The following is a 22,639-nucleotide window of genomic DNA, read 5'->3' on the forward strand; positions in this document are numbered from 1 at the left end:
ATTACATAATTAATTGACGTGCTTCTGCCGCTTGTGAACATTTATTTCTACGAGATTGTGATGCAAAAAAACCGTTATTACCTAAGTATTCACCACATGCAATAACACTTTCTAGCTGGTTAATTTCATTAAATACACTTACTCTTTTTGTTTTGTCTGTTTCTAAATACTGAGCATATCGATCACATAATTCTTTAGAAGCTATCGCTGGATTTCGTTTTTCAAAATGGTTTTTTGCATCTAAATAAGGTTGTAAAAAATCAGCGCTATAAATGGAATAAGCCAGCCCCTGTTCACGAACAGTCAAGGGTTCCATGTTGGTAACCTTGATATAAGTTAATGATTTTTGTAAGGCCTGATATTCGCGCTAGCTAGGGCTGGACTGCAGCGGTTTGACATATGAATTGATGCAGCTAAATGCAGTAAAGTATTGCCCTCATCATCTTGTTGATTGATATCATATTTATTTGTTTTAACGGCTTTATTGACTTCAGCAACAGAATAAGGTTGTCCACTTTTACTAGGCCTAAGAACATCAAAAGTGTGTTCAGCCTGAATAAAAATTTTATGCAATGTATCATTTGTCTTATCATTTTTACTTAGATTGTTTTTCAGCATTACATATTTCCCTTATACAAAAGATTAATTTTGTTTGATAGCTAGCATAATGTTTGTTCTGACTCTTGTTCTTTTTAAACTGACTTATTTATATTTATATGAACGGCTACCCTATTTTATTTGTATATTACTAATTCTTAAGTACAACAACAGCTTGATAATTTCTTTTTTGCCTTTTATTTTTTGCTAATGAATGCTTGTCACTGAACAACGGGTCGGAATTAAGCAGAATTCTTACTGGATCTTACAGGAGATAGGAAATTATAAATAACGTATAATTAGAAATTATATTTAAAATGAAATTTTGATTATCATCAGTAATTTTTTATTCTTAAAAAGACTTCTTTATGTCAATATTGCTTTCAAGGAGAATGATATGTTGCCAGAGATTAATTATTATGAACCACCTATAGCAACTATTTGGCAAGGACGTAAAGACACTTTACCTAACGAGCGCTTTTTTCAAGCTATTAAACCTTATGATATACGTATCCACTCACTTGATAATATTCGCACAAAAATTGTTTTTTTAGGTTTTAATAGTGATGAAGGAATCAGACGAAATGAAGGCCGATTAGGTGCTAAAACAGGTCCTAATGTTTTGCGCGAACATTTAGGTAAATTACCTTGGCATGCTAAACAGCCACTTTATGATCTAGGTAATATTAGTTGTGAAGAACAAAAGTTGGAAGAATCTCAACAGGAGCTAACAAAAATAATTAATTGTTGTCATCAACACGAATGTAAAACTATCGTCTTTGGGGGCGGACATGAAATTGCCTGGGGACATTTTTTAGGCTTAAGTGAAAAATATAATAAACTCGGTATTATTAATTTTGATGCTCATTTTGATTTACGTCCCGTTAATCAACAAAAGCAAAGCACCTCAGGTACCCCATTTTATCAAATAAAAGAATATTGCCAGTCTAAAGAACTTCCTTTCAACTATTGTTGTTTAGGTATTCAGCCACATGCCAATACCGAAAGTCTTTTTAAAATCGCAGATGATTCTCATGTTTATTTTCTCACTGCGCAGCAAATGTATGAACAGTCATTTAAACAGCAGCTTAAATTTATCGATCATTTTATCAAGAAACAAGATTATATTTACTTAAGTATTTGCCTTGATGTTTTTGCACAAGCTTATGCACCCGGTGTAAGTGCACCGCAAGCACTTGGTTTATTACCTTGGCAAGCACTTCCCCTGTTGAAATACATTATTCAAACTGGCAAAGTAGTTAGTGTAGATATTGCTGAGCTCTCACCTCCTCTAGATGAGGATCAAAAAACAGCACGCTTAGCAGCAATGTTAATAGCAGAATTACTAGAGTTTTATTAATATGCTTAATATATTAAACTTGCGATCAGTCTATTATTGAGAATGAATAAATAAACTATTTATTAATATAACAATGAAGCTTATAGTATTTTGAAGAATTCATGCAAGGAGCACCACGAATGAAAAAAATTATGTTGTTTAGTGGATTACTAACTCTACTAAACGGTTTTATTTACGCTGAAACTATTGATTCTCTAGTTAATGCAAATTTAGATAATTATGCAAAATCTGCAGCTAATTCTCTTGCTAAACAAATTAATCTTGCTCAAAATGATACGGCAATAGTATATGCCTCTGCTGCAACAACTACCTCCAATACCGTTACTACTACGGCACCAACTACTACCACAACTGCACCAACTACTACAACTGTACCAACTACCACCACCGTACCAACTACAACCACTACAACTGTGCCAACCACTACAACCGTGCCCACTACAACCACGGCGCCAACTACAACTACTGTTGTCACGCAGCCTCAGCCAACTACAACTACCACTACAGCTACTGTACCTACAACAAATGGAACAACCTCAGTAGCGCAGCCCATAAATTGTAATTATCATATTCCAGCTGAAAATACCCACGTTGATCACTCAATCATTACCGAATGGGCAAATAATGCTACTCGGCAATCATTTGATTTTGATCATGTTAATATTGCCCAACAATTAACTACTCTAAGACCTTGTTATACTGACCAGGGCTGGCAAAGCTTTAATGATGCTCTTAATAAATCTGGAAACTTAAGTGCTATTAAAACACAAAGACTTATGGTGACAAGCACTATTGATGGGAATATTGCTGTAACAGATATCAAAGAAAATCAATGGCGAGTAAGTGTTCCCTTACAAGTTATTTATCAAAATGAAAAACAGAAATTAACCCAGCTACTTACTGTAGACTTAGTTATAGGCCGTAAGATTTCAGGTGATTTGGGAATCATGCAAATGATTGCATCACCTAGACAAGCAGTTACCACTACTGTTCCCACTACGACAACTACCAAGCCAACCACAGTTATAATAAAGCAAGCACCATAAATAACAAACTGTTGGCTTTAGTAAATGTTTTATTTTTACCGCAGGTAAAACTGCGGTTATTTAATTTTCAGGATGATTATGCGTTATTCAATTGCAACTTTTTTATGTGTAGCTAGTATTAATGTTCATGCCAATGTACTGCAGTATTTTACCGGGCTAAGCTATAGCAACCCTGCTGAGCTATTCAAAGTTAAGAAGAATGATTTTATTATTGGCGGCACAGTAATGTATGCCGACATAGATTTTAAAGGACGTCAGTTTAACTTTAATACTTCAGACTATGACGTAGGTTCTAGTGATAGTAAACAAACTAGTTTGTTACCTTATGGCCGTATAGCTAATCGACTTAATGATAAATTGGTTTTTGGTGTCGATGTGACTGAACCCTTTCATTCAAATTTGAAGTGGGGCCCTAATGCCGTTACGCGTTATGCGTCAACTGAAACACTAATGACAGATATAGATGTAAGTCCGCGAGCGTCAGTTAGTTTAAGTCAAAGCGTTTATATTGGCGGTGGTTTAAATTTTAATTTTTTAAAAAATAATGAAGCTAATTGGGCCCTACCTTCTGGCGAGACCACTTATAATACGTTAATTAATCGGTCTTATGGATTTGGTTTAGGCGCTGATATAGGTCTTTATTATATGTTTAATAAAACTAATTTTTTTGGCGCAGCCTACTATTCTTCTATTAAGCAAAAAGCACGCGGGGAAAGTTTATTTGGTCTTAATATTAACACTAATCATAAATTTTACTTTCGCATGCCCGCAACCACTATTCTTAGCTATACCCATTTATTTTCTAAAGATTGGCTAATTAACTTGCTAGCTTATCGTAGTGAGTGGAATGCCAATCAAATAGCTCGTGTACGTGATACTGCAGCACCGCCACCTACGCCTAAGGATTTCGCTTTCAACATGAAATATGATGTTTCTTGGGCCTTTGTAGGATTAGTACGGCATCAAATTAGTGAAAAAACTGGCTTAGCGCTTATAAGTGCTTATGATGATGGTCCTGAGCAACCGCAATATCGCCCGCTGAACTTTCCCTCAGATAAACAATATTTACTTGGGTTCGTAGCTGACTATAAAGCTACCGCAACAACGTCACTGCAACTTTTATATGCCCATGTTATTTCTAACACTATTATTGGAAACCGAACAAATTTTCGTGGAAACAGCATTCCCTTTACAACAGGTAGAGTACAAATTAATGCTGATGTCGTTGACTTAAGATTGCTGGTGCAAGTCTAATAACATTTTATTTCTGTCACCTCGGTCAGGCCGGCTTTGTTGCATGTATATGAGGTTAAGTTAAAACAAAGAATAGATAAAAAAAGGTGGCGTTACGAACCTAAAGGGTATAACTTCAGTAGATGTAGCCTGGGTGTAGGCCTGCGGGCCGAAACCCGGGTTTCACTTCGTTTCACCCAGGCTACTTGTTTAACCAGCCGGTGAGAATCTATTTCTATCTAGTCCAATACCATTATTAGAATAGATTTCCGCTTATGCGGAAATGACAGATTTTTTCAGTTGACACCATTAGTTAAGTATTAGCTCAGGTGAATATCCTGAAATTCGGTGAAAGGATGGATTTGAGTGCAGTTTGGACTAAAATCAGGCTGAAAAAGCGCAGTGTATATGAAATACATGCGCATTTTGAATGCGTTATTTTAGTTCAAACTGCGCAAAATACAGCTTTTCGGTAAGGAGATAATCTCACATTTATCGGGCTGCATCAGCATAGGGTAGCACCGTTACTTGCGTACCAATTGTCATAAATTCTTCATTTAACCATTTTGCTGCACTAGGTAAGACCCGAACACAGCCATGACTTGAGTTAGCATAAGGTACTTCATAGGCCGCATGAATGGTATAGCCTTGATGAAAATACATACAATAAGGCATTTTAGCACCACCAGTCGTTTCTACAGGATATTCACCGGAAAGACAATCAACGCCACGTTTATTATAGACACGAAAAGTACCTGTAACTGTACGACAGCGCTGCCCAACATCCTCACAAAAGTCTTTGCCACCTGAAGCACTCCCAGTCATTACACGATGGCCTTCAGCATCATAAGCTGCCCAAGCATACGCTGTTGGGTCAAAGATAAACTGTTTTCTGCCAACAGCAGGTACTTGCAATGGAAAATAATCACGTCCTCGTTTATCACGTAAATAATGTGTCGTCCTATGCACATAACCATTATCATCCGTAATTAACGTTGATTCATCATACTCAACGCAACTTGAAAGCCCAGCACTAACAGCTAGACCAACCCAGAACAACTTATTCATGATAATCTCCGCTATCGGACAAATTATTAAGACATCTTAATTAACGTGAATTTAACTTCATCAAACCTAAATTTTTTAGCTTTAGTAAATGAACGTTATCCCATCAATGCAGCACATTTATACGAGATCGATTTAAAATAAACTAGCTCCATAACAAAAAATAAAGCACTTTTAAATATCAAACTATATTAATCAGCTAAAAGCTTTAATAAATATTGCTTTATTTAATTAAGTATTTAATCGACGATACTTAATTCGTGACGGCCGATTTGCCTCATCACCTAATCGTCTTTTTCTATCTGCTTCATAATCACTATAATTCCCCTCAATAAAGGCTACCTGTGAATCGCCTTCAAAGGCCATAAGGTGGGTGCAAATTCTATCTAAAAACCATCTATCATGAGAAACAACAATAACACAACCTGGAAAATTTAATATAGCCTCTTCCAGTGATCGTAACGTTTCTACGTCTAAATCATTACTCGGCTCATCCAATAATATGACATTAGCGCCACGTCTTAATAGCTTTGCTAAATGCACTCGGTTACGCTCACCTCCAGAAAGTTGCGCCATTTTCTTTTGTTGATCTGCGCCTTTAAAATTAAACCGACTAACATAAGCACGAGAAGGCATTTGAAATGAGCCTACTTGAATTATATCTTGCCCATCTGATATTTCTTGCCAGACAGTTTTATCATCATCTAAGTGATCACGAGTTTGATTGACATAAGCTAGGTCAACCGTTTCACCAATACGAATTTCGCCATCATCAGGCTGTTCTTGATTAGTTAACATTTTAAGAAACGTTGATTTTCCTGCACCATTAGGCCCAATAATCCCTAATACGCCGCCTTTAGGTAATTTAAAACTTAAATCTTCAATTAATAAGCGTGTTCCAAATGATTTACGAAGATGGTTAGATTCGATGACCAAATCACCTAAACGTTCACCAGGGGGAATATAAAGCTCATTAGTTTCATTTCTTTTTTGAAATTCTTTAGAGTTCATTTCTTCAAAACGGGCAAGGCGCGCTTTATTTTTAGCATGTCGTCCTTTAGGTGAAGTACGAACCCACTCTAATTCTGCTTTAATCGCACGTTGATGTGCAGCTTGCTGTTTTTCCTCCATAGCAAGACGCGCTTCTTTCTGCTCAAGCCAAGAGGTATAATTACCTTTATAAGGAATTCCTTCGCCTCGATCTAATTCTAAGATCCATTCTGCTGCATTATCAAGAAAATAGCGATCGTGCGTTACAGCAACGACTGTACCAGGAAATTCTTCAAGGTAACGCTCAAGCCAAGCAACACTTTCCGCATCTAGATGGTTTGTAGGTTCATCTAATAAAAGCATGTCTGGATTAGATAAGAGCAATCGACAAAGCGCTACTCGGCGTAATTCACCGCCTGATAACTGACTAATTTTTGCATCCCAATCAGGTAGCCTTAGGGCATCAGCTGCAATATTTAGTTGGCGATCTAAATCCCAACCGTTACACGCTTCAATCTCTGTTTGTAGTTGTCCTTGCTTATCAAGTAATGCCGTCATTTCGTCATCACTCATAGGTTCAGCAAAACGCATACTAATCTCATCAAATTCTTTTAATTTATGTTTAATATCAGCAACACCTTCCTCAACTACTTCGCGAACTGTTTTAGTTGAATCTAATTTAGGTTCCTGAGCTAAGTAACCTATTTTAATACCTGGCTGAGGTCTTGCCTCACCATTAAATTGCTGATCAATTCCAGCCATGATTTTTAGCAAAGTTGATTTACCTGAACCATTTAGCCCTAAAACTCCAATTTTTGCGCCTGGATAAAAACTTAAAGAAATGTCTTTAAGGATTACTCGTTGATTATCAACTATTTTACTTACTCTATTCATTGTGAAAATATATTGCGACATGAATACTCCATTCTTTAACGAAATTGGTGCAGAAAATAAACTAAAGCTGAATGCTATACAAGAGACTTTTTCGGAAAAAGCCTATGGTTTATTGCTAACTTGAAAGCTCAACCCTCTTTAGATTGAATGGCCTATTTATCTGAAAGCAAATTTATTCTTGATGGTGTCTATCACACAGACCCTAACTCAGCAGATAAATAAATAGAGGTGGGCCGAGTGGCCCAACCTATACTCTAGATAAATCTTCTGAATTACTTAGCAGTTAATAACTGGTTAAGTCCAATCAAGTATTACTTTACCAGATTGACCAGATGCCATAATTTGGAAAGCATCTTGATACTTATCAACATGAAATTGATGGGTAATAACTGGCGATATATCTAAGCCACTTTGTAGCATCGCAATCATTTTATACCACGTTTCAAACATTTCTCGCCCGTAAATACCTTTAATAGTTAGTCCTTTAAAAATAACTTGATTCCAATCAACTGCCGTTTCTTGTGGTGGAATCCCTAACATAGCAATATGACCACCATTATTCATAGCTTTTATCATATCATTTAACGCTATGGGGTTACCTGACATCTCGAGGCCTACATCAAATCCCTCTAACATTCCTAGTTCTTTAGCCACATCATCAATCGTTTGATACTTTATGTTAACAGCACGCGTGGCGCCCATTTTGCGAGCTAATTCTAAACGGTGATCATTAACATCGGTAATAACCACATGACGTGCGCCTATATGCTTTACTATAGCAACAGCCATAATACCAATTGGACCTGCTCCGGTAATTAAAACATCTTCACCCACCACATCAAACGCTAACGCGCAATGGGTAGCATTACCAAACGGGTCGAGAATGGAAGCTTGTTCATCAGTAATATTGTCGGGTAAAGCTAAAACATTCGTTGCCGGTAATGCTAAATACTCACCAAAGCAGCCTGGTCGATTAACACCAACGCCAAATGTATTACGACAAAGGTGGCGTTTACCAGCACGGCAATTTCTACACATACCGCAAGTAATATGACCTTCGCCTGAAACGCGCTGTCCTATTTCTAACCCTGTAACTTCGCGACCTAAAGCAACGATTTCTCCATAAAATTCATGTCCTACCGTCATAGGCACAGGAATTGTCGCCTCTGCCCAATCATCCCAAGTATAAATATGAATATCTGTACCACAAATAGCAGTTTTCTTTATTTTAATTAAAACATCATTTACGCCATACTCAGGAATCGGCACATCCTGCATCCAAATTCCAGGTTCACGTTTAGCTTTTACTAATGATTTCATGAGCCTCCTAAGTATTGTTAACCTTATATAGAAAAATTTATAAATCTCACTAACTAAACCAGATAAGCTTATACCTATATTATATTAAGTAATTTTCCTACCTTAGAGAATGCTTTTAACGCTTGATCTAAATGCTCCAGTTCATGAGCTGCTGACATTTGCGTGCGAATACGAGCTTTTCCTTTAGGAACGACTGGGTAAGAGAAGCCTACAACATAAATACCTTCTTTTAATAATAGATCTGCCATTTTTGCAGCTAAACTTGCATCACCCAGCATAACTGGAATAATTGGATGTTCACCTGGAATTAAATCGAATCCAAGCTCAGTCATACCTTGGCGAAAATAATTACTATTGCGTCTTAGCTTTACTAATAATTCATTAGATTCTTCCAATAAGTTAAGAACAGCAATAGAGGTTTCTGCAATGACCGGTGCTAATGTATTAGAAAATAAATAAGGTCGTGAGCGCTGACGAAGCCAATCAATAATAAGTGAGTGGCTAGCTGTATAACCACCTGAAGCACCACCTAATGCTTTGCCTAAAGTACCTGTAATAATATCAACTCTATCTGTAACACCACAGTATTGCGGCGTACCTCTACCTGTTTCACCCATAAATCCTACTGCGTGCGAATCATCTACCATAACCATAGCATCATATTTATCAGCTAATTCACAAATAGCCGGTAAATTAGCGATAACACCATCCATTGAAAAAACACCATCCGTAGCGATTAGGCGAAAACGCGCATCTTTAGCAGCAATTAATTGTGCTTCAAGATCACGCATATCATTATTAGCATAACGAAAACGCGCTGCTTTGCATAAACGAACACCATCGATAATACTAGCATGATTTAAAGCATCACTAATGATAGCATCCTCAGGACCCAATAACGTTTCAAACAAACCAGTATTGGCATCAAAGCAAGAAGAATAAAGAATGGTATCTTCCTTACTCAAAAATTGACTAATTTTACTTTCTAAAGTTTTATGTGGTGTTTGAGTGCCGCAAATAAAGCGTACAGACGCCATACCATAACCGTATTTTTGTAGTGCTTCTTGGCCTTTGTGAATTAAAGCTGGATTGTTAGCTAGGCCTAAATAATTATTAGCACATAAATTAATAACGGTTTTATCCTGTACTTGCACACTTGCTTGTTGTTGGCTTTTAATAACTCGTTCTGATTTATATAAGCCTTCACTTTTTAGTGTTTCTAACTCACTATGTAAGTGGTCAAGAAATCGCTCTTGCATTATGCACTCCTAAACTTAAAATCGGAAATTGGCATAATAATAACAAATTTTACACAGTTGCACTATTAAATGATAAATGCTTAACAAATCTTTTTCTGAATCAATCGCACCTTTCATCAAATCTTGCTAAAATGGCCACAACCTTTTAACCTATACTTCTTACCTTTGAAGTAATTAGTATATATATGACTCGTGTAATGGTATTTCGCAAATGATTAGTCAAAATGCACGTATTAATATGATTAAGCAGCAGTTAAGAACTGGTGATGTCCTTGATGAGAATATCTTAGCGCTGTATGATAAATTTCCTCGGGATGAATTTGTTCCTAGAGCTATGCAGCAATTTGCTTATTCTGATATGCAAATACCTTTAGCTCACGAACAACGGATGTTAAATCCTTTAGAAGAAGGAAAAATTTTACAAGCTATACAACTTAAAAAAGACGAAACTGTTTTAGAAGTTGGTACAGGAACAGGTTATCTTACGGCTTTGTTAAGTGGCTTGTGTAAAAAAGTAATTAGTATTGATTACTTTAAAGAATTTACAGATATGGCTGCTGTTAATTTAAAACGTCATCAGTGTAATAATATCGAATTAATCACCGGCGATGGCTATAATGGTTGGATTGATAATGCACCTTATAACGTTATTATTATGACAGGAGCAATTGATTCGGTAACAGATGCTTTGCGCTTACAAATTTTACCCGGTGGTAGAATTTTTGCAATTATTGGTAAAGAGCCTGTCATGCAGGCAATGCTTTTTACTTTAAGCTTAGATGGCACTTGGACTCAAGAATTACTTTTTGAAACTAGTGTTTCGCCGTTAATTAATAAATTTAAGCCTAAAGAATTTATTTTCTAGGACGCGTTCGCATGAAAAAAATGCTGTTTCTGTTATTTGCTATTTGCTTTGCTGGTCAATTGCATGCGACAGATTTAATGGATATTTACCAACAAGCATTAGAAAATGACCCAACTTTTAAAGAAGCTTATAGCACCTACATGGCTACTAGTGAGTCTATACCAATTGCACGCTCAGCACTTTATCCTCAGCTAAATGTCAATGCTCAAGTTAGCAGAAATATTATACAAACAAAAACAGCCAATGTTAATTTTGAAACAACTTATAATAGCAATAAATGGCAAATTACCGCCTCTCAAGCTGTCTTTAATTACCGAGCATGGTCACAGGTACAACAGGCCAAAGCTACTGTTAAAGCAGCTCAGGCAACTTTTAATAATGCAGCGCAAGATTTAATGTTACGCACCGCAAGAGCTTATTTTAATATCTTACTTGCTAGAGATACTTTAACTTTCGCTGAAGCTAAAAGACGCGCTAATAGGCGGCAACTTGAACAAGCTGAAGAGCGTTTTCGAGTCGGATTGGATGCTATTACTTCTGTTTATGAAGCTCGCTCAGCTTATGATCAATCCGTAGCACAAGTTATAACAGCTCGTAATGATTTAATTAATCAAAGTGAAAATCTACGTAAACTAACCAATCATGTTTACGAATACCTTGCACCTTTAAGAGATAGTAGAATTCCCCTTATCCGGCCTGAACCTAATGATGTCAATGAATGGGTCGATACAGGCCTTAAACAAAATTATAATTTATATTCAGCTAAATACAGCTTACAAGCTGCTAGAGAAAACATACGTGTCCAGGCTGCCGCCGGCTGGCCAACATTGGCTATCCAAGCGAATGGTAATCAAGTTAATAGTGATGTTAATGGCATTGGTGGTAGTAGTGGTGGGAATTTTTTTGCACCTTCAAAACAAACTAATGCTAATATTGCTCTTGCATTAAACTTTCCAGTATTTCAAGGTGGATTAGTCGTTGCACAAACAAGACAGGCACAATTTAATTTTCAATCAGCAAGCGAGCGTCTGGAACGCGCTTATCGCGATGTCGTTGTTAATAGTCGTATTGCCTTCAATACAATTATTGATGGGATTAGTAAAGTCCAAGCAGATAGACAAACTGTCATTTCTCAACGAAATACGTTGGAAAGTACGGAGGCGCAATTTCAAGTGGGGACTCGTACAATGGTTGACGTTGTTAATGCCCAGGAACGCTTATTTGAGGCACAACGTCAATTAGCCGCCGATCAGTATGATTTAATTAATGCTGATTTAAACCTTAAATACCTAGCTGGTACTTTAAGCGTTACGGATCTTGAAGAAATTAATTCTTGGTTAGCAACTACCCGTATTAGTCGTTTTCCTCCACCCTTACCGCATAAAGGCAAAATAAAAAGCAAACGCATTGTTAAGAAAACAATAAAAACTACGGTAACGGTAACTAAGTAATAGACTATTTTAGCCTTTATACATAACAAAATTGCCATCTGTTGAAAGGCTGTTTGTTGTAAAAAGCTGACGTACTGCAGTTTGTTTATGAGATTTAATGCTATAACTAAACAATCTAGAGCTCGCAAATCAATTGGAGACCGACCTAGACAAAGGTTAAAAAGCTGCTTTCTATTTTCCTCTTTTAAGTCCTTTCATAATTAAACCACCCTAGCTAATGCATTTTAAATCGAAACTATTTATAATCCCCTACTTTTTATAATAGACTTCTAATAAAACAGACAATAAATTTATAACGCTTATTTATTAGTAAATGTATTAAACGGTATTAAAACATAAAGTCTTTACCATTTTTAGGTTGTTAGTATGGCATTTAATCCTACAGCTGTTGAAAGAAAGTTACTTCATTATACGGGCAAAGCTATTGCTGATTTTAACATGATCCAACGTGGTGATCGGGTTATGGTGTGCCTATCAGGGGGTAAAGATTCTTTCACGCTGCTAACATTACTTCATTTATTAAAACAGCGTTCAAATAATAAATTTGAGCTATTTTCATTTACTCTTGATCAAGCTCAGCCAGGTTGGGATGATAGTAAGGTTCATGCATGGTTAAAAGATAAAAAAATTCCTTACGAAATTTTAACACGTGACACCTATAGTATTGTTAAAGAGAAAATTCCTGAAGGTAAAACTTATTGCTCACTATGCTCAAGACTGCGTAGAGGTATTATTTATCGCTATGCTGAGGAAAATGGGTTTAATAAAATTGCCCTAGGCCATCATCGCGATGATTTAATTCGAACTCTAATGATGTCCATTCTCTACAACGGCGATATTCGTTCTATGCCGCCTAAATTACTTAGCGATAATAAAAAACACATTGTTATTCGACCGTTATGTTATGTACAAGAACGCGATATAATTACCTACGCTAATGAGCAAAATTATCCTATAATTCCTTGTACTCTATGTGGCTCTCAAGAAAATTTAGCTCGCAAACGAATTGGTAAATTAATTGATAAGCTGGCAGAAGAAAATCCAAAAATCCCCAGTAATATCCTTCACGCTTTACAAAGCATTAAACCAAGTCAATTAATGGATCAAGATTTATGGCCATTTAAAAATTTAGAAACGCAATTATTAACTAAGAAAGAAATAGACACTGCCCCCGTCTTTATAGAAAAAGAGCTTGAAAACTTAGAATTAGAATAATTTATAAAATAATCATTTATTAAAAATAATTATCTTAAATTTAATTCAGACTCTTTAACCTATTATTAATAGGATACATTTCTAAATACAGTTAGCAACCCATTAAACATTTTACACGTTACTTAAATAGTCGCTGCAATAACTCATTACCTTTTGTATTTCGCTATTTTGTTTTTTTTTAAATCAGCTCTGAATTTCTTATAATTTAAGCTTATCGATAAAGTAAAGAAATATTTCTTTCGTGTAAAGATTCACAAATTGAATAATATAAGCTAGTATCCACCTTAGGGTAATTAATTTACAAAATAATCATGAATGATGCTGTGTTGACCTCTTTTCGTAAAGCCAAAATATACCAGCAACGTCATTTTAAATTTGACTTTGTTGCAGCAATTGTAGTTTTTTTAGTAGCTATTCCACTGTGTTTGGGAATCGCACTTGCCTCTGGAGCACCACTTTTCTCTGGCATAGTCAGTGGTATTGTTGGTGGCGTGGTGGTCGGCTTATTAAGTGGATCTCAGGTAAGTGTTAGCGGTCCGGCAGCAGGTATGGCTGCTGTGGTATTAACAGCAATCACTCAATTAGGTGATTTTCAAACATTTCTTCTAGCTTTAGCGCTAGCAGGATTAATTCAAGGCCTTATAGGCGTATTTCGCGCTGGCTTTATTATTGAATATGTTCCTTCTAATGTTGTGCAAGGCTTATTATGCGCTATTGGTATCTTACTGATTATTAAACAAATTCCTCTAGCATTTACTATATCAAAAGATTTTAAAGAGTTGCAGACGCACTTACTAGAAACAACAGAAGGCTTAACATTAAGTCCACTATATGGACTATCACATCATATTAATACCGGGGCTACTATTATTTCCCTAATTTCTTTTGCCATCTTAATTTATTTTGAAAAAACCAGAATTAAACTTTTACAAAGCATTCCAGCGCCGATTATTGTCGTTATAGCCGGTATCATAATTAATGAAATATTTCTTATGACCGACTCTCTTCTAGCACAAAATGATTCACATTTAGTTAATATTCCTGAGAATGATGGCTTTAGTGACTTTTTTAATCAATTTCAAGTACCTAATTGGTTAGCTTGGACTAATCCAAAAGTTTACTTATATGCTTTTATTATTGCGATTGTTGCTTCTTTAGAAAGTTTATTAAACGTAAAAGCGGCAGAAAAATTAGATAAAAAAAGGCGTATGGCCTCGAAAGATCAAGAGCTATTGGCTCAAGGTACTGGTAATTTTATCGCAGGTCTGATTGGAGGGTTACCAGTTACCTCAGTTATTGTACGTACTTCAGTTAATATACAAGCTGGTGCAAAAACTAAAATAGCAACCGTCTTGCATGGGTTATTATTATTTTTTGCAGTAGTATTAATCCCAGGTTGGCTTAATAAAATTCCTTTATCTTCGCTTGCGGCAATTTTAATTTTTACAGGATATAAACTAACTAAGCCTGCAATCTACAAATCCATGTACGCTCAAGGCTTTGATCGATTCTTCCCCTTTATTGCAACCGTAGTTAGTATTGTTATCTTTAATCTTTTAGCTGGTATTTTAATTGGCTTAGCCATTAGTTTATTTTATATTTTAAAAACTAATAGCCAAGCACGTTTAGATATCATCAAAGAAGTTTATCCAAATGGTATTACTAATCGCTTAGTCTTGCCGCAACAAATTACCTTTCTTAATAAAGCTTCGTTGGTTGCTGAACTTGATTCAATACCAGATAATTCTCAACTAATTATTGATGCTCGTTATACTCATTTTATTGATAAAGAAATTGTCGAGCTTATTAAAGAATTTAAGCAAGAAAAAGCACCTCATAAGCGTATTTCTTTAAATCTAATCGGATTTAAAGATTATTATGATATTCACAATTATATCGATTTTATTACTGTAACGACCTATGATGTGCAAACTACTTTGACACCTGTTGAAGTATTAAAGCTTTTAAAAGAAGGTAATCAGCGCTTTTTAAATGATACTCGTATCCATCGTAGTCCTAAAATTGATATTAAGCATACCGCACAGACTCAACATCCTATGGCAGTGGTTCTAGGCTGTATTGATTCGCGTGTGCCTGTTGAGACCATTTTTGATATGAGTTTTGGTGATTTGTTCTGCATTCGAGTAGCAGGGAATGTAGTCAATGAAGATGTGTTAGCAAGTATTGAATATGCTTGCCATGTAGTAGGTGCGAAACTAATTGTTGTATTAGGGCATACGCGTTGTGGTGCTATTCAAGCTGCATGTGATAATTTTGAAAAAGGACATATTACCCAGCTCTTAGCAAAAATTAAACCTGCTATAAATGCTGAAGTAGAAACCAAATTAGATCGTAATAGTACGAATAAAAAGTTTATTAGTAATGTTACTGCCTTAAATATCGCTAATACTATGCATCAGATTTATCAAGATAGTGAAATTATTAAATTACTAATTAATCAAGAAAATATCGCTATAGTTGGTGCAATTTATAATGTTGAAAGCGGTCAGGTTCATTTTGAGGATTATTCAAATTATATTGCGCATCTAGATGAATTAAATGATGACAAACTAGTAGATAAGGCACGACCCATTATCGAACAAGCTAAGAAAATTAATATTTCTAGCTAAAAGTTGTTGATACTTGTTCGTTGTATAAAACAGAAATAAGAAATCTTTTAACTTGCTGGAATTTTGCACTCTATTTGCGCGTTCCAGCTATAAGTCAAACTAACTCTGTATTAGAAATTAATTGACTTAGTCATAGCCTCAACCCAAACTTTAACTTTGGGCTGAATGTAACGGGCTGGATGATAGAAAATAAAAACAGGTATGGGAGGCATTGGATAGTCAGTTAATACCTCTTTTAGTAAATTTTTTTCTAAGGCCTCTTTTACTTGATAAGAATGAAGAGCAACAATACCTAGCCCGCGACAAGCACAGTCAACCATAGCTGATGCATCATTTAAATAAAAGCTTGGCTGTAAAAAAATAGTCTCCCCATTGGCAAAAGTCCAAGTATCATTCGGTACACGCATACTGTGTGTTATGTATGAATGGTTAATTAAATCTGTAGGCTTTTTAGGTATTCCAGCTCGCTTAAAATAACTTTCTGCAGCACAAAAAATGTAGCGCGTAGTACCAATTTTCTTTTGAATAGAGTTAGAAGCAACTGACATAGACATACCAAAAACAACGTCTAAATCTTCTGCAGGTAAATGAGGAACTTGTTCTGCAATTTGCAAGTCAAGCGTAATATTAGGATAGTGTTTTTGAAAATCCACCATTCGCGGTATTATTATTTTTTCAGCAAAAAAGCGCGCACTCTTAACACGAATTAAACCTGCTGGTTGCGTTTTAAATTGTCCGACTTTATTGGTCGCTTGTTCTAAAGAGATTAATACATTTTGTACTTCCTGATAATAGACTTCACCTATTGCAGTTAGTGTCACTTTACGCGTAGTCCGCTCAAATAAAGCAACCCCTAATTCTTTTTCTAATAAAGAAATTTGTTTACTAATAGCGGCGGCTGAAATACTTAACTCTTTTGCAGCTTTAGTAAAATTACAATGTTGTGCAACCTTACAAAAGGTTTGGATTAAATTAAGAGTATTCACTTTATCTCTAATTAAGTAGCTTACTTTTATTTTAACTGGTTCTGTAAAAAGAATAAAAATAGACGTCTTCGCAAATTATTAATAATACATATATAATGAGCAATTTGATTGGAATTAGGAACGGATATGCGCACATCTCAATGGTTTTTAGCTACCCTCCGCGAAACACCAAGTGATGCTGAAATTGTGTCACATCAACTCATGCTACGAGCAGGAATGATTCGCAAGCTAGGTGCAGGCTTGTATACCTGGCTGCCCCTTGGGCTACGCGTTTTACAAAAAGTTGAGCAAATTGTTAGAGAAGAAATGAACCGTGCCCATGCTATAGAAGTTTTAATGCCTGCAGTACAACCTGCTGAATTATGGCAAGAAACAGGCCGTTGGGAAACTTTCGGTGGACAATTGTTAACGATGAAAGATAGTAGTTGCCGTGATTATTGTTTCGGCCCTACACATGAAGAAGTCATTACTGATTTAATGAGAAATGAGTTACGCTCTTATAAACAATTACCCGTTAATTTTTATCAAATTCAAACTAAGTTTCGTGATGAAATACGCCCACGCTTTGGTGTAATGCGCGCAAGAGAATTTATTATGAAAGATGCCTATTCTTTTCATTTAACTCAAGGGTCATTACAAGAAACTTATAACGCTATGTATGCTGCTTATTGTCGGATTTTTGATCGCCTAGGTTTAGAATACCGTGCCGTTGAAGCAGACACTGGGGCTATTGGTGGCTCTGTTTCGCATGAATTTCAAGTTTTGGCTGACTCAGGTGAAGATATTATTTTCCATAGCGATGAAAGTAGTTATGCTGCCAATATAGAACAAGCAACCAGCTTAACGCCACCACCTGCCACCACTCTACCTGAACAAATGATGGCTATTGTAGATACTACTGGTAAAAAAACAATTAAAGAGGTTGCAGAGTATTTGAATATACAACCAGAGCAAACTATCAAAACATTAATTGTTGAAGGCAGCACTCATCCTTTAGTTGCTTTAATCTTACGTGGCGATGATGAATTAAATGAAATAAAAGCCAGTAAAAATCCAATTATTAAATCACCACTGCAATTTGCAGATGATAAAATGATCGAATCAACCCTAGGCGCTCCAGTCGGCTCATTAGGTCCAGTTAATTTATCAATTCCAATTATTGCTGATCATAATGCCTTAGCACTTGAATCCTTTGTTTGTGGCGCAAACCAAGCTGATAAACATTTTATTAATGCAGCTTGGAATCGTGATGCTTCTTATCAAGTTGCTTATGATTTAAGGCAAGTTAAAGAAGGTGATCCAAGCCCTGATGGCCACGGTAAATTGCATGCTTGTCGCGGTATAGAAGTAGGTCATATTTTTCAATTAGGTGATAAATATGCTAAAACCATGAATGCTTCCGTACTTAATGAAGAAGGCGAATTAGAAACCATGACAATGGGTTGTTATGGACTTGGTATTAGCCGCGTTGTTGCTGCAGCTATTGAGCAACATCATGATGAGCGAGGAATAATTTGGCCTGAACCAATTGCCCCATTTCAAATTGCTATTATCCCTATTAATGCCCATCGCGCGCCCACTGTTGCCGAAATGACAGAAAAAATTTATCAAGAACTAACCAATTTAGGCTTTGAAATATTATTAGATGACAGGAATGAACGACCAGGTGTTTTATTTGCTGATTGCGATTTAATTGGTATTCCTCATCGTATTGTGGTTAGTGAACGTCATTTACAACAACAAGTCGTTGAATATAAAGCGCGAAACAAAGAGGAAGTAGAATTAATTGACTTGAATGATTTAACTAAATTTTTTAAACCGCTTGATAAAAAATAAACAAAGAAGTTTAGCAAATTTTAATTTAATAGCTCAGGTGGCTAGGTTAAACGTAACTGTTTACAGATTATGCTTGAATCTTGGTGAGAGATTTGGCTATTAACTGTATTTTCGGTAAACTTATTAAGTTTAATAGCTTAACCCTTCGTACTGAAAGGCTTTTTATTAAGGCTTGCTAAGCGTCGTAATTAATTGATTGGCGCTATTAACAACTGCCTCTACTGTTTTTGAACTGCCAAGAGGCTTCGTAAAAGAGGAATAAGGATGTTCCCCTACCCGGACTTGCCCCACAATTGGCGGCTTGGTTTTTATACCTAAATGAATCTTAAATACGTTAAATGCTGCCTTAAGAGCTTTAGTAATTTTAGAGCTAGTACAGTTAATAAGTTCATTGATATTTTCTGCCACTTCATTATTAATAATATCGTTTAATCGCAAGGTATAATTATGGTGAGCATCTACTCTGGTATCTTTAAAATAGGTATCATTAACGCTTTTAAGTGCTATATATGTATTTCTTAAATGAACGAGCCTTGGGTCTATTTTAGCAATATTTTCAAGTGCTTTTGCCTGAAGCCTATCTTCTACATCTACTATATCTAACATCATTACATCTTTTAAAGTTTGTAATTGTGGCTTTGGTTTTTCATGATGGCATCGTCTGCAATTAAAATTTTCATCAATATCAGGAATGATGTCTTTACCATATTTAACTATAATTCGTTGATACTCTGTCTTTATTATTTCCATAAATTTTAGAGTAGCTTTAAATTTTGGAGATTCCCATTTTGTCGGTTCATTTATAGTTTCTAATTTTTTACAAAAAGCATCTCGTTCTTCTTTAAGATCTTTTAATTTTTCTCTACAGGCTAAATAAGGTTTGAAATTGGCAGATTCTGGATCTACCAATAGTGAGAGATAAGTAATGGCTCTTACTAATTCAAACTCGTTTATTGCTTCATTAATTTTTAAATCAATTTGTTTATATCTATACTCTAATTCTTGTTTTAAATAATTATTACTAATCACAGGACATTTAAAAGTTATGAATGTTTTACAGTATTCCTCATCGAGCTCTTTTAAATCATTACTTACGCTTGCTACTTCTGTTTTTAATTTAGATTTAGCAAGAAAGTCTTCAATTTTAGGTAAGCTTTGTAAATAATTTAACTCACTAATCCTTTTTTCTGCATCTTTTCTACCCAAAAAACCTATTTCCTGTAAAAATTCAATAATCTCTGTATATTCTTGGATTAATATCTTTCTTTTTGCATCAAATAGATTATTAAGATCAGAAACTAACGTCTTAACTCCAACCTCAACCTTAGCAACCCTATTTTTCATTTTATTACTACATAATTTATCTAAAATTCCTTGTTGCTCCAAAATTAATTTTAAATCTGGGTTAGTAACTTGTTTTGAATACTTTTCTTCCAAATCTTCTAGAAACTTTTTATATTTAAGGAAGTATGTATAAGCAGGTGAATTTTGCAAAATAGTATTCGCTTCTTCCTTAGTATCTGGAGTAGGCTTCGCAAATTTTGATAAACTCAACGTGAGAGCTTTCTCTTGGGCATATAGAGGATCATCTAATATATCAATTTGCTGTTTGATTAATTTTCTTTGTAAACTAGCTATATTAGTTTGAAGCGCTTGAAAATCTTGTGAATTGGCTTGCGTCTGACTTTTTTTTATAATTCCTTTAAGTAAATTAGCTACTTCCTTTAAAATTTTACTATCTTTTATGTTTTCTTGCTGAATCTTCTTGATTTCAATTAGAAAAGGTTCAATATTAATGATTTTTAATCTATTTAATAATTCTTTTAATTCTTCCAGGGCTTTTATTAACTTTTGCTTTTTCATATAGTAAAACTTAATTAAGAATTAAAATCTTATTATAACATTCTAAAGCTTAAAGCAGCCTTAAACGTTAACAATTTGTTTTATTTTTGAACTTTTGAAACTAAAAGCAAAATTATTGTCAATAAAAAAATTGAGATTAGATAAACAATATTTGAAACTTCTAGCGTTATAAATTTAAAGGTAACTCCTGCTTAAAAGAGCATTAAAATCAAAGGAGTTCAACAAAAGCACTATCTAATAACTGACGAGTATAATTCTCTTTTGGATGCTTGAAAACAGCTTCACAGGAACCCTGTTCAAGCGCTTTTCCTGCTTTCATCACTATAACATCATCTGCAAAATAAGAAACAACACTCATATTATGAGTGATAAACAAATAAGCTATTCCTAAATCAGCTTGCAAGTTTTTTAGTAGATTTAATAATTGTGCTTGTACCGAAACATCTAAAGCGCTAGTAGGTTCATCACAAACCAAAATTTCAGGTTCAGTCGCTAGCGCACGTGCGATACAAATACGTTGACGTTGCCCACCAGAAAACTGATGTGGATAACGCTCAAGGCTGGTTTGAGGTAGATTAACATACTCAAGCAATTGTAAAAGTTTGCGCTTAATTATTGTTTTATTTATACCTTGAGCCACCATACCTTCCGCTAAAATCTCGCTTATAGTTAATCGAGGGTTCATCGAGGAATAAGGATCTTGAAAGATAATTTGTACTCTTTTACGGTATTCCTTTAATGCTTTTCTATGTAGAGTTTTTAAAGACTGACCGCGATAGATAATTTCACCCGCAGTAATAGGTAATAAATGCAGCAGCGCTCGACTTACAGTAGTTTTACCACAACCTGATTCACCGACTAAGGCCAGTGTTTTACCTTTGTATAAATTAAAAGATAAATCATCTACCGCTTTAATCCATTTACGTTTCCGCTTTAATAACGCTTTTTCAGCTTGAAAATAGACTTTAAGATTTTTAACTTCTAGTAGCAGTTCATTCTCAATTGGTAGTGAAAAATTAGTTTTATTTTTTTGCGGCAAAGGTGGAACTTTATGATGCTTAGGATAAAGATGACAGCGCACAAGACTCGTGTCTGACTGTTGTAATAACGGTGTGTCATAGGAACAACGTGAAAAAGCGTGCGCGCAACGCGGGTGAAAACGACAACCAGAAGGCAAATTATCCATAGATGGAACATTGCCTGCGATACTTAATAAAGCCTGATTTCGCTTTTGATAATGTGGTAATGAAGCTAATAATTGCTGAGAATAAGGATGCTTAACTTGCCGAAAGAAATCAACAATAGCTGCTTCTTCAACAATTTGACCTGCATACATAACACAAACTCTATCTGCTACTGCTTTGACTACTGTCAAATCATGAGTAATAAGTAAAACACTCATTTGATTTTCTTGTTGTAATTTTTTAAGTAAAGTCAGAATTTGTGCTTGTGTTATTACATCTAATGCTGTTGTTGGTTCATCAGCAATTAGTATTTTTGGTTTATTAGCTAAAGCCATAGCAATAATAACCCGTTGTTTCTGCCCACCAGAAAGTTGATGAGGATACTGTTTTAAACGCAATTCTGGATCAACTATTTCAACCTTTCTTAATAAATCAAGCATTTGCTCTTTAAGCTTGGCCTTAGGCAATTTTTGATGCTGCAATAGTGCTTCAGCTAATTGATCACCAATGCGTAAAACAGGATTTAAAGCAATCATTGGCTCTTGAAAAACAATTGCTATCTCTTGTCCACGCAATTGCCGCATTTGCTGTTCCGGAAGAGCTAATAAATCTTCTCTATTAATATTTACTCTACTTTCTTGACTATAAACTGCATTATTAGGCAAAAGTCGCATCATAGCCAAGGCAGTTAATGACTTGCCACAGCCGGACTCACCTAACAGAGCCAAGGTCTCACCAGGTTTTAAAATAAGAGAAATATTATCAACTGTGACAAGAAAACCTTTCTCAGTTTGGAAAGCAATTTTAAGGTGCTCAACACTAGCTAGTTCACTCATGATAAATTT

At 35.3% G+C, this 22,639-nt stretch carries 17 protein-coding genes; 8 read left to right on the top strand and 9 right to left on the bottom strand.

Annotated elements, in window-relative coordinates:
• Position 1 precedes the first annotated feature (1 nt).
• Both ACNVED_RS11005 and ACNVED_RS11010 read right to left on the bottom strand, forming a co-directional pair.
• Positions 2–316 carry a hypothetical protein gene (locus ACNVED_RS11005; protein ID WP_419419069.1) on the bottom strand — a complete coding sequence of 105 codons (315 nt, stop codon included), beginning with the start codon at positions 314–316 and terminating at the stop codon, positions 2–4.
• A gap of 20 nt (positions 317–336) precedes the next feature.
• The gene (locus tag ACNVED_RS11010) at positions 337–618 is read right to left on the bottom strand and encodes a hypothetical protein (RefSeq protein ID WP_419419070.1); all 282 of its coding nucleotides are present in this window, start codon (positions 616–618) and stop codon (positions 337–339) included.
• Between the two features lie 376 nt (positions 619–994).
• Between ACNVED_RS11010 and hutG the strand changes: the two genes are divergently transcribed.
• The 3 genes from hutG to ACNVED_RS11025 all read left to right on the top strand — a co-directional run bounded on the left by hutG (position 995) and on the right by ACNVED_RS11025 (position 4,257).
• Complete coding sequence (hutG, locus tag ACNVED_RS11015) at positions 995–1,957, top strand: formimidoylglutamase (RefSeq protein WP_419419071.1); 963 nt, start codon at positions 995–997, stop codon at positions 1,955–1,957.
• 119 nt (positions 1,958–2,076) lie between these two features.
• Positions 2,077–3,003, top strand: a complete 927-nt coding sequence (locus tag ACNVED_RS11020; RefSeq protein WP_419419072.1) for a DotI/IcmL family type IV secretion protein — start codon at positions 2,077–2,079, stop codon at positions 3,001–3,003.
• A gap of 78 nt (positions 3,004–3,081) precedes the next feature.
• Positions 3,082–4,257, top strand: a complete 1,176-nt coding sequence (locus ACNVED_RS11025) for an OmpP1/FadL family transporter (protein ID WP_419419073.1) — start codon at positions 3,082–3,084, stop codon at positions 4,255–4,257.
• A gap of 471 nt (positions 4,258–4,728) precedes the next feature.
• Here ACNVED_RS11025 and ACNVED_RS11030 read toward each other — a convergent pair whose 3' ends face one another.
• From ACNVED_RS11030 to ACNVED_RS11045, 4 genes are all read right to left on the bottom strand, one after another.
• Positions 4,729–5,304 carry a L,D-transpeptidase gene (locus ACNVED_RS11030; protein WP_419419074.1) on the bottom strand — a complete coding sequence of 192 codons (576 nt, stop codon included), beginning with the start codon at positions 5,302–5,304 and terminating at the stop codon, positions 4,729–4,731.
• A 228-nt stretch (positions 5,305–5,532) separates the two neighbouring features.
• On the bottom strand, positions 5,533–7,206 hold the full coding sequence (gene ettA / locus ACNVED_RS11035) for an energy-dependent translational throttle protein EttA (RefSeq protein ID WP_419419075.1): 1,674 nt from the start codon (positions 7,204–7,206) through the stop codon (positions 5,533–5,535).
• Between the two features lie 273 nt (positions 7,207–7,479).
• On the bottom strand, positions 7,480–8,505 hold the full coding sequence (gene tdh, locus ACNVED_RS11040; protein ID WP_419419076.1) for an L-threonine 3-dehydrogenase: 1,026 nt from the start codon (positions 8,503–8,505) through the stop codon (positions 7,480–7,482).
• A gap of 74 nt (positions 8,506–8,579) precedes the next feature.
• Positions 8,580–9,764 carry a glycine C-acetyltransferase gene (locus tag ACNVED_RS11045; protein WP_419419077.1) on the bottom strand — a complete coding sequence of 395 codons (1,185 nt, stop codon included), beginning with the start codon at positions 9,762–9,764 and terminating at the stop codon, positions 8,580–8,582.
• Positions 9,765–9,975: 211 nt separating this feature from the next.
• Between ACNVED_RS11045 and ACNVED_RS11050 the strand changes: the two genes are divergently transcribed.
• The 4 genes from ACNVED_RS11050 to ACNVED_RS11065 all read left to right on the top strand — a co-directional run bounded on the left by ACNVED_RS11050 (position 9,976) and on the right by ACNVED_RS11065 (position 15,925).
• Entirely contained in the window at positions 9,976–10,629 is a 654-nt protein-coding gene (locus tag ACNVED_RS11050) for a protein-L-isoaspartate O-methyltransferase family protein (RefSeq protein WP_419419078.1), read from the top strand.
• Between the two features lie 11 nt (positions 10,630–10,640).
• A complete protein-coding gene (locus tag ACNVED_RS11055; RefSeq protein WP_419419079.1) occupies positions 10,641–12,080 on the top strand; it encodes a TolC family outer membrane protein in 1,440 nt (479 codons plus the stop codon).
• A 366-nt stretch (positions 12,081–12,446) separates the two neighbouring features.
• A complete protein-coding gene (gene ttcA, locus ACNVED_RS11060) occupies positions 12,447–13,295 on the top strand; it encodes a tRNA 2-thiocytidine(32) synthetase TtcA (protein ID WP_419419080.1) in 849 nt (282 codons plus the stop codon).
• Between the two features lie 311 nt (positions 13,296–13,606).
• Positions 13,607–15,925, top strand: a complete 2,319-nt coding sequence (locus ACNVED_RS11065; RefSeq protein ID WP_419419081.1) for a SulP family inorganic anion transporter — start codon at positions 13,607–13,609, stop codon at positions 15,923–15,925.
• Positions 15,926–16,035: 110 nt separating this feature from the next.
• Here the strand turns inward: ACNVED_RS11065 and ACNVED_RS11070 are convergent, their stop codons facing one another.
• Entirely contained in the window at positions 16,036–16,911 is an 876-nt protein-coding gene (locus ACNVED_RS11070; RefSeq protein ID WP_419419082.1) for a LysR family transcriptional regulator, read from the bottom strand.
• Between the two features lie 126 nt (positions 16,912–17,037).
• Here ACNVED_RS11070 and ACNVED_RS11075 point away from each other — a divergent pair, with 126 nt between their 5' ends.
• On the top strand, positions 17,038–18,747 hold the full coding sequence (locus ACNVED_RS11075; RefSeq protein ID WP_419419083.1) for a proline--tRNA ligase: 1,710 nt from the start codon (positions 17,038–17,040) through the stop codon (positions 18,745–18,747).
• 165 nt (positions 18,748–18,912) lie between these two features.
• Here ACNVED_RS11075 and ACNVED_RS11080 read toward each other — a convergent pair whose 3' ends face one another.
• Together ACNVED_RS11080 and ACNVED_RS11085 are read right to left on the bottom strand one after the other, a co-directional pair.
• Positions 18,913–20,610 (bottom strand): hypothetical protein, encoded by a 1,698-nt coding sequence (locus ACNVED_RS11080; protein WP_419419084.1) that lies wholly within the window; start codon positions 20,608–20,610, stop codon positions 18,913–18,915.
• Positions 20,611–20,818: 208 nt separating this feature from the next.
• Positions 20,819–22,630 carry a dipeptide ABC transporter ATP-binding protein gene (locus tag ACNVED_RS11085; RefSeq protein WP_419419085.1) on the bottom strand — a complete coding sequence of 604 codons (1,812 nt, stop codon included), beginning with the start codon at positions 22,628–22,630 and terminating at the stop codon, positions 20,819–20,821.
• Positions 22,631–22,639 lie beyond the last annotated feature (9 nt).

The sequence above is a fragment of the Legionella sp. D16C41 genome (assembly GCF_048541585.1).
Taxonomy (GTDB): Bacteria; Pseudomonadota; Gammaproteobacteria; order Legionellales; family Legionellaceae; genus Legionella_C.

Excerpts from the sequence above, each read along its gene's own strand:
- ACNVED_RS11005 (WP_419419069.1), bottom strand. The coding sequence starts at position 316 with ATGGAACCCTTGACTGTTCGTGAACAGGGGCTGGCTTATTCCATTTAT.
- ACNVED_RS11010 (WP_419419070.1), bottom strand. The coding sequence starts at position 618 with ATGCTGAAAAACAATCTAAGTAAAAATGATAAGACAAATGATACATTG.
- hutG (WP_419419071.1), top strand. The coding sequence starts at position 995 with ATGTTGCCAGAGATTAATTATTATGAACCACCTATAGCAACTATTTGG.
- ACNVED_RS11020 (WP_419419072.1), top strand. The coding sequence starts at position 2,077 with ATGAAAAAAATTATGTTGTTTAGTGGATTACTAACTCTACTAAACGGT.
- ACNVED_RS11025 (WP_419419073.1), top strand. The coding sequence starts at position 3,082 with ATGCGTTATTCAATTGCAACTTTTTTATGTGTAGCTAGTATTAATGTT.
- ACNVED_RS11030 (WP_419419074.1), bottom strand. The coding sequence starts at position 5,304 with ATGAATAAGTTGTTCTGGGTTGGTCTAGCTGTTAGTGCTGGGCTTTCA.
- ettA (WP_419419075.1), bottom strand. The coding sequence starts at position 7,206 with ATGTCGCAATATATTTTCACAATGAATAGAGTAAGTAAAATAGTTGAT.
- tdh (WP_419419076.1), bottom strand. The coding sequence starts at position 8,505 with ATGAAATCATTAGTAAAAGCTAAACGTGAACCTGGAATTTGGATGCAG.
- ACNVED_RS11045 (WP_419419077.1), bottom strand. The coding sequence starts at position 9,764 with ATGCAAGAGCGATTTCTTGACCACTTACATAGTGAGTTAGAAACACTA.
- ACNVED_RS11050 (WP_419419078.1), top strand. The coding sequence starts at position 9,976 with ATGATTAGTCAAAATGCACGTATTAATATGATTAAGCAGCAGTTAAGA.
- ACNVED_RS11055 (WP_419419079.1), top strand. The coding sequence starts at position 10,641 with ATGAAAAAAATGCTGTTTCTGTTATTTGCTATTTGCTTTGCTGGTCAA.
- ttcA (WP_419419080.1), top strand. The coding sequence starts at position 12,447 with ATGGCATTTAATCCTACAGCTGTTGAAAGAAAGTTACTTCATTATACG.
- ACNVED_RS11065 (WP_419419081.1), top strand. The coding sequence starts at position 13,607 with ATGAATGATGCTGTGTTGACCTCTTTTCGTAAAGCCAAAATATACCAG.
- ACNVED_RS11075 (WP_419419083.1), top strand. The coding sequence starts at position 17,038 with ATGCGCACATCTCAATGGTTTTTAGCTACCCTCCGCGAAACACCAAGT.
- ACNVED_RS11080 (WP_419419084.1), bottom strand. The coding sequence starts at position 20,610 with ATGAAAAAGCAAAAGTTAATAAAAGCCCTGGAAGAATTAAAAGAATTA.
- ACNVED_RS11085 (WP_419419085.1), bottom strand. The coding sequence starts at position 22,630 with ATGAGTGAACTAGCTAGTGTTGAGCACCTTAAAATTGCTTTCCAAACT.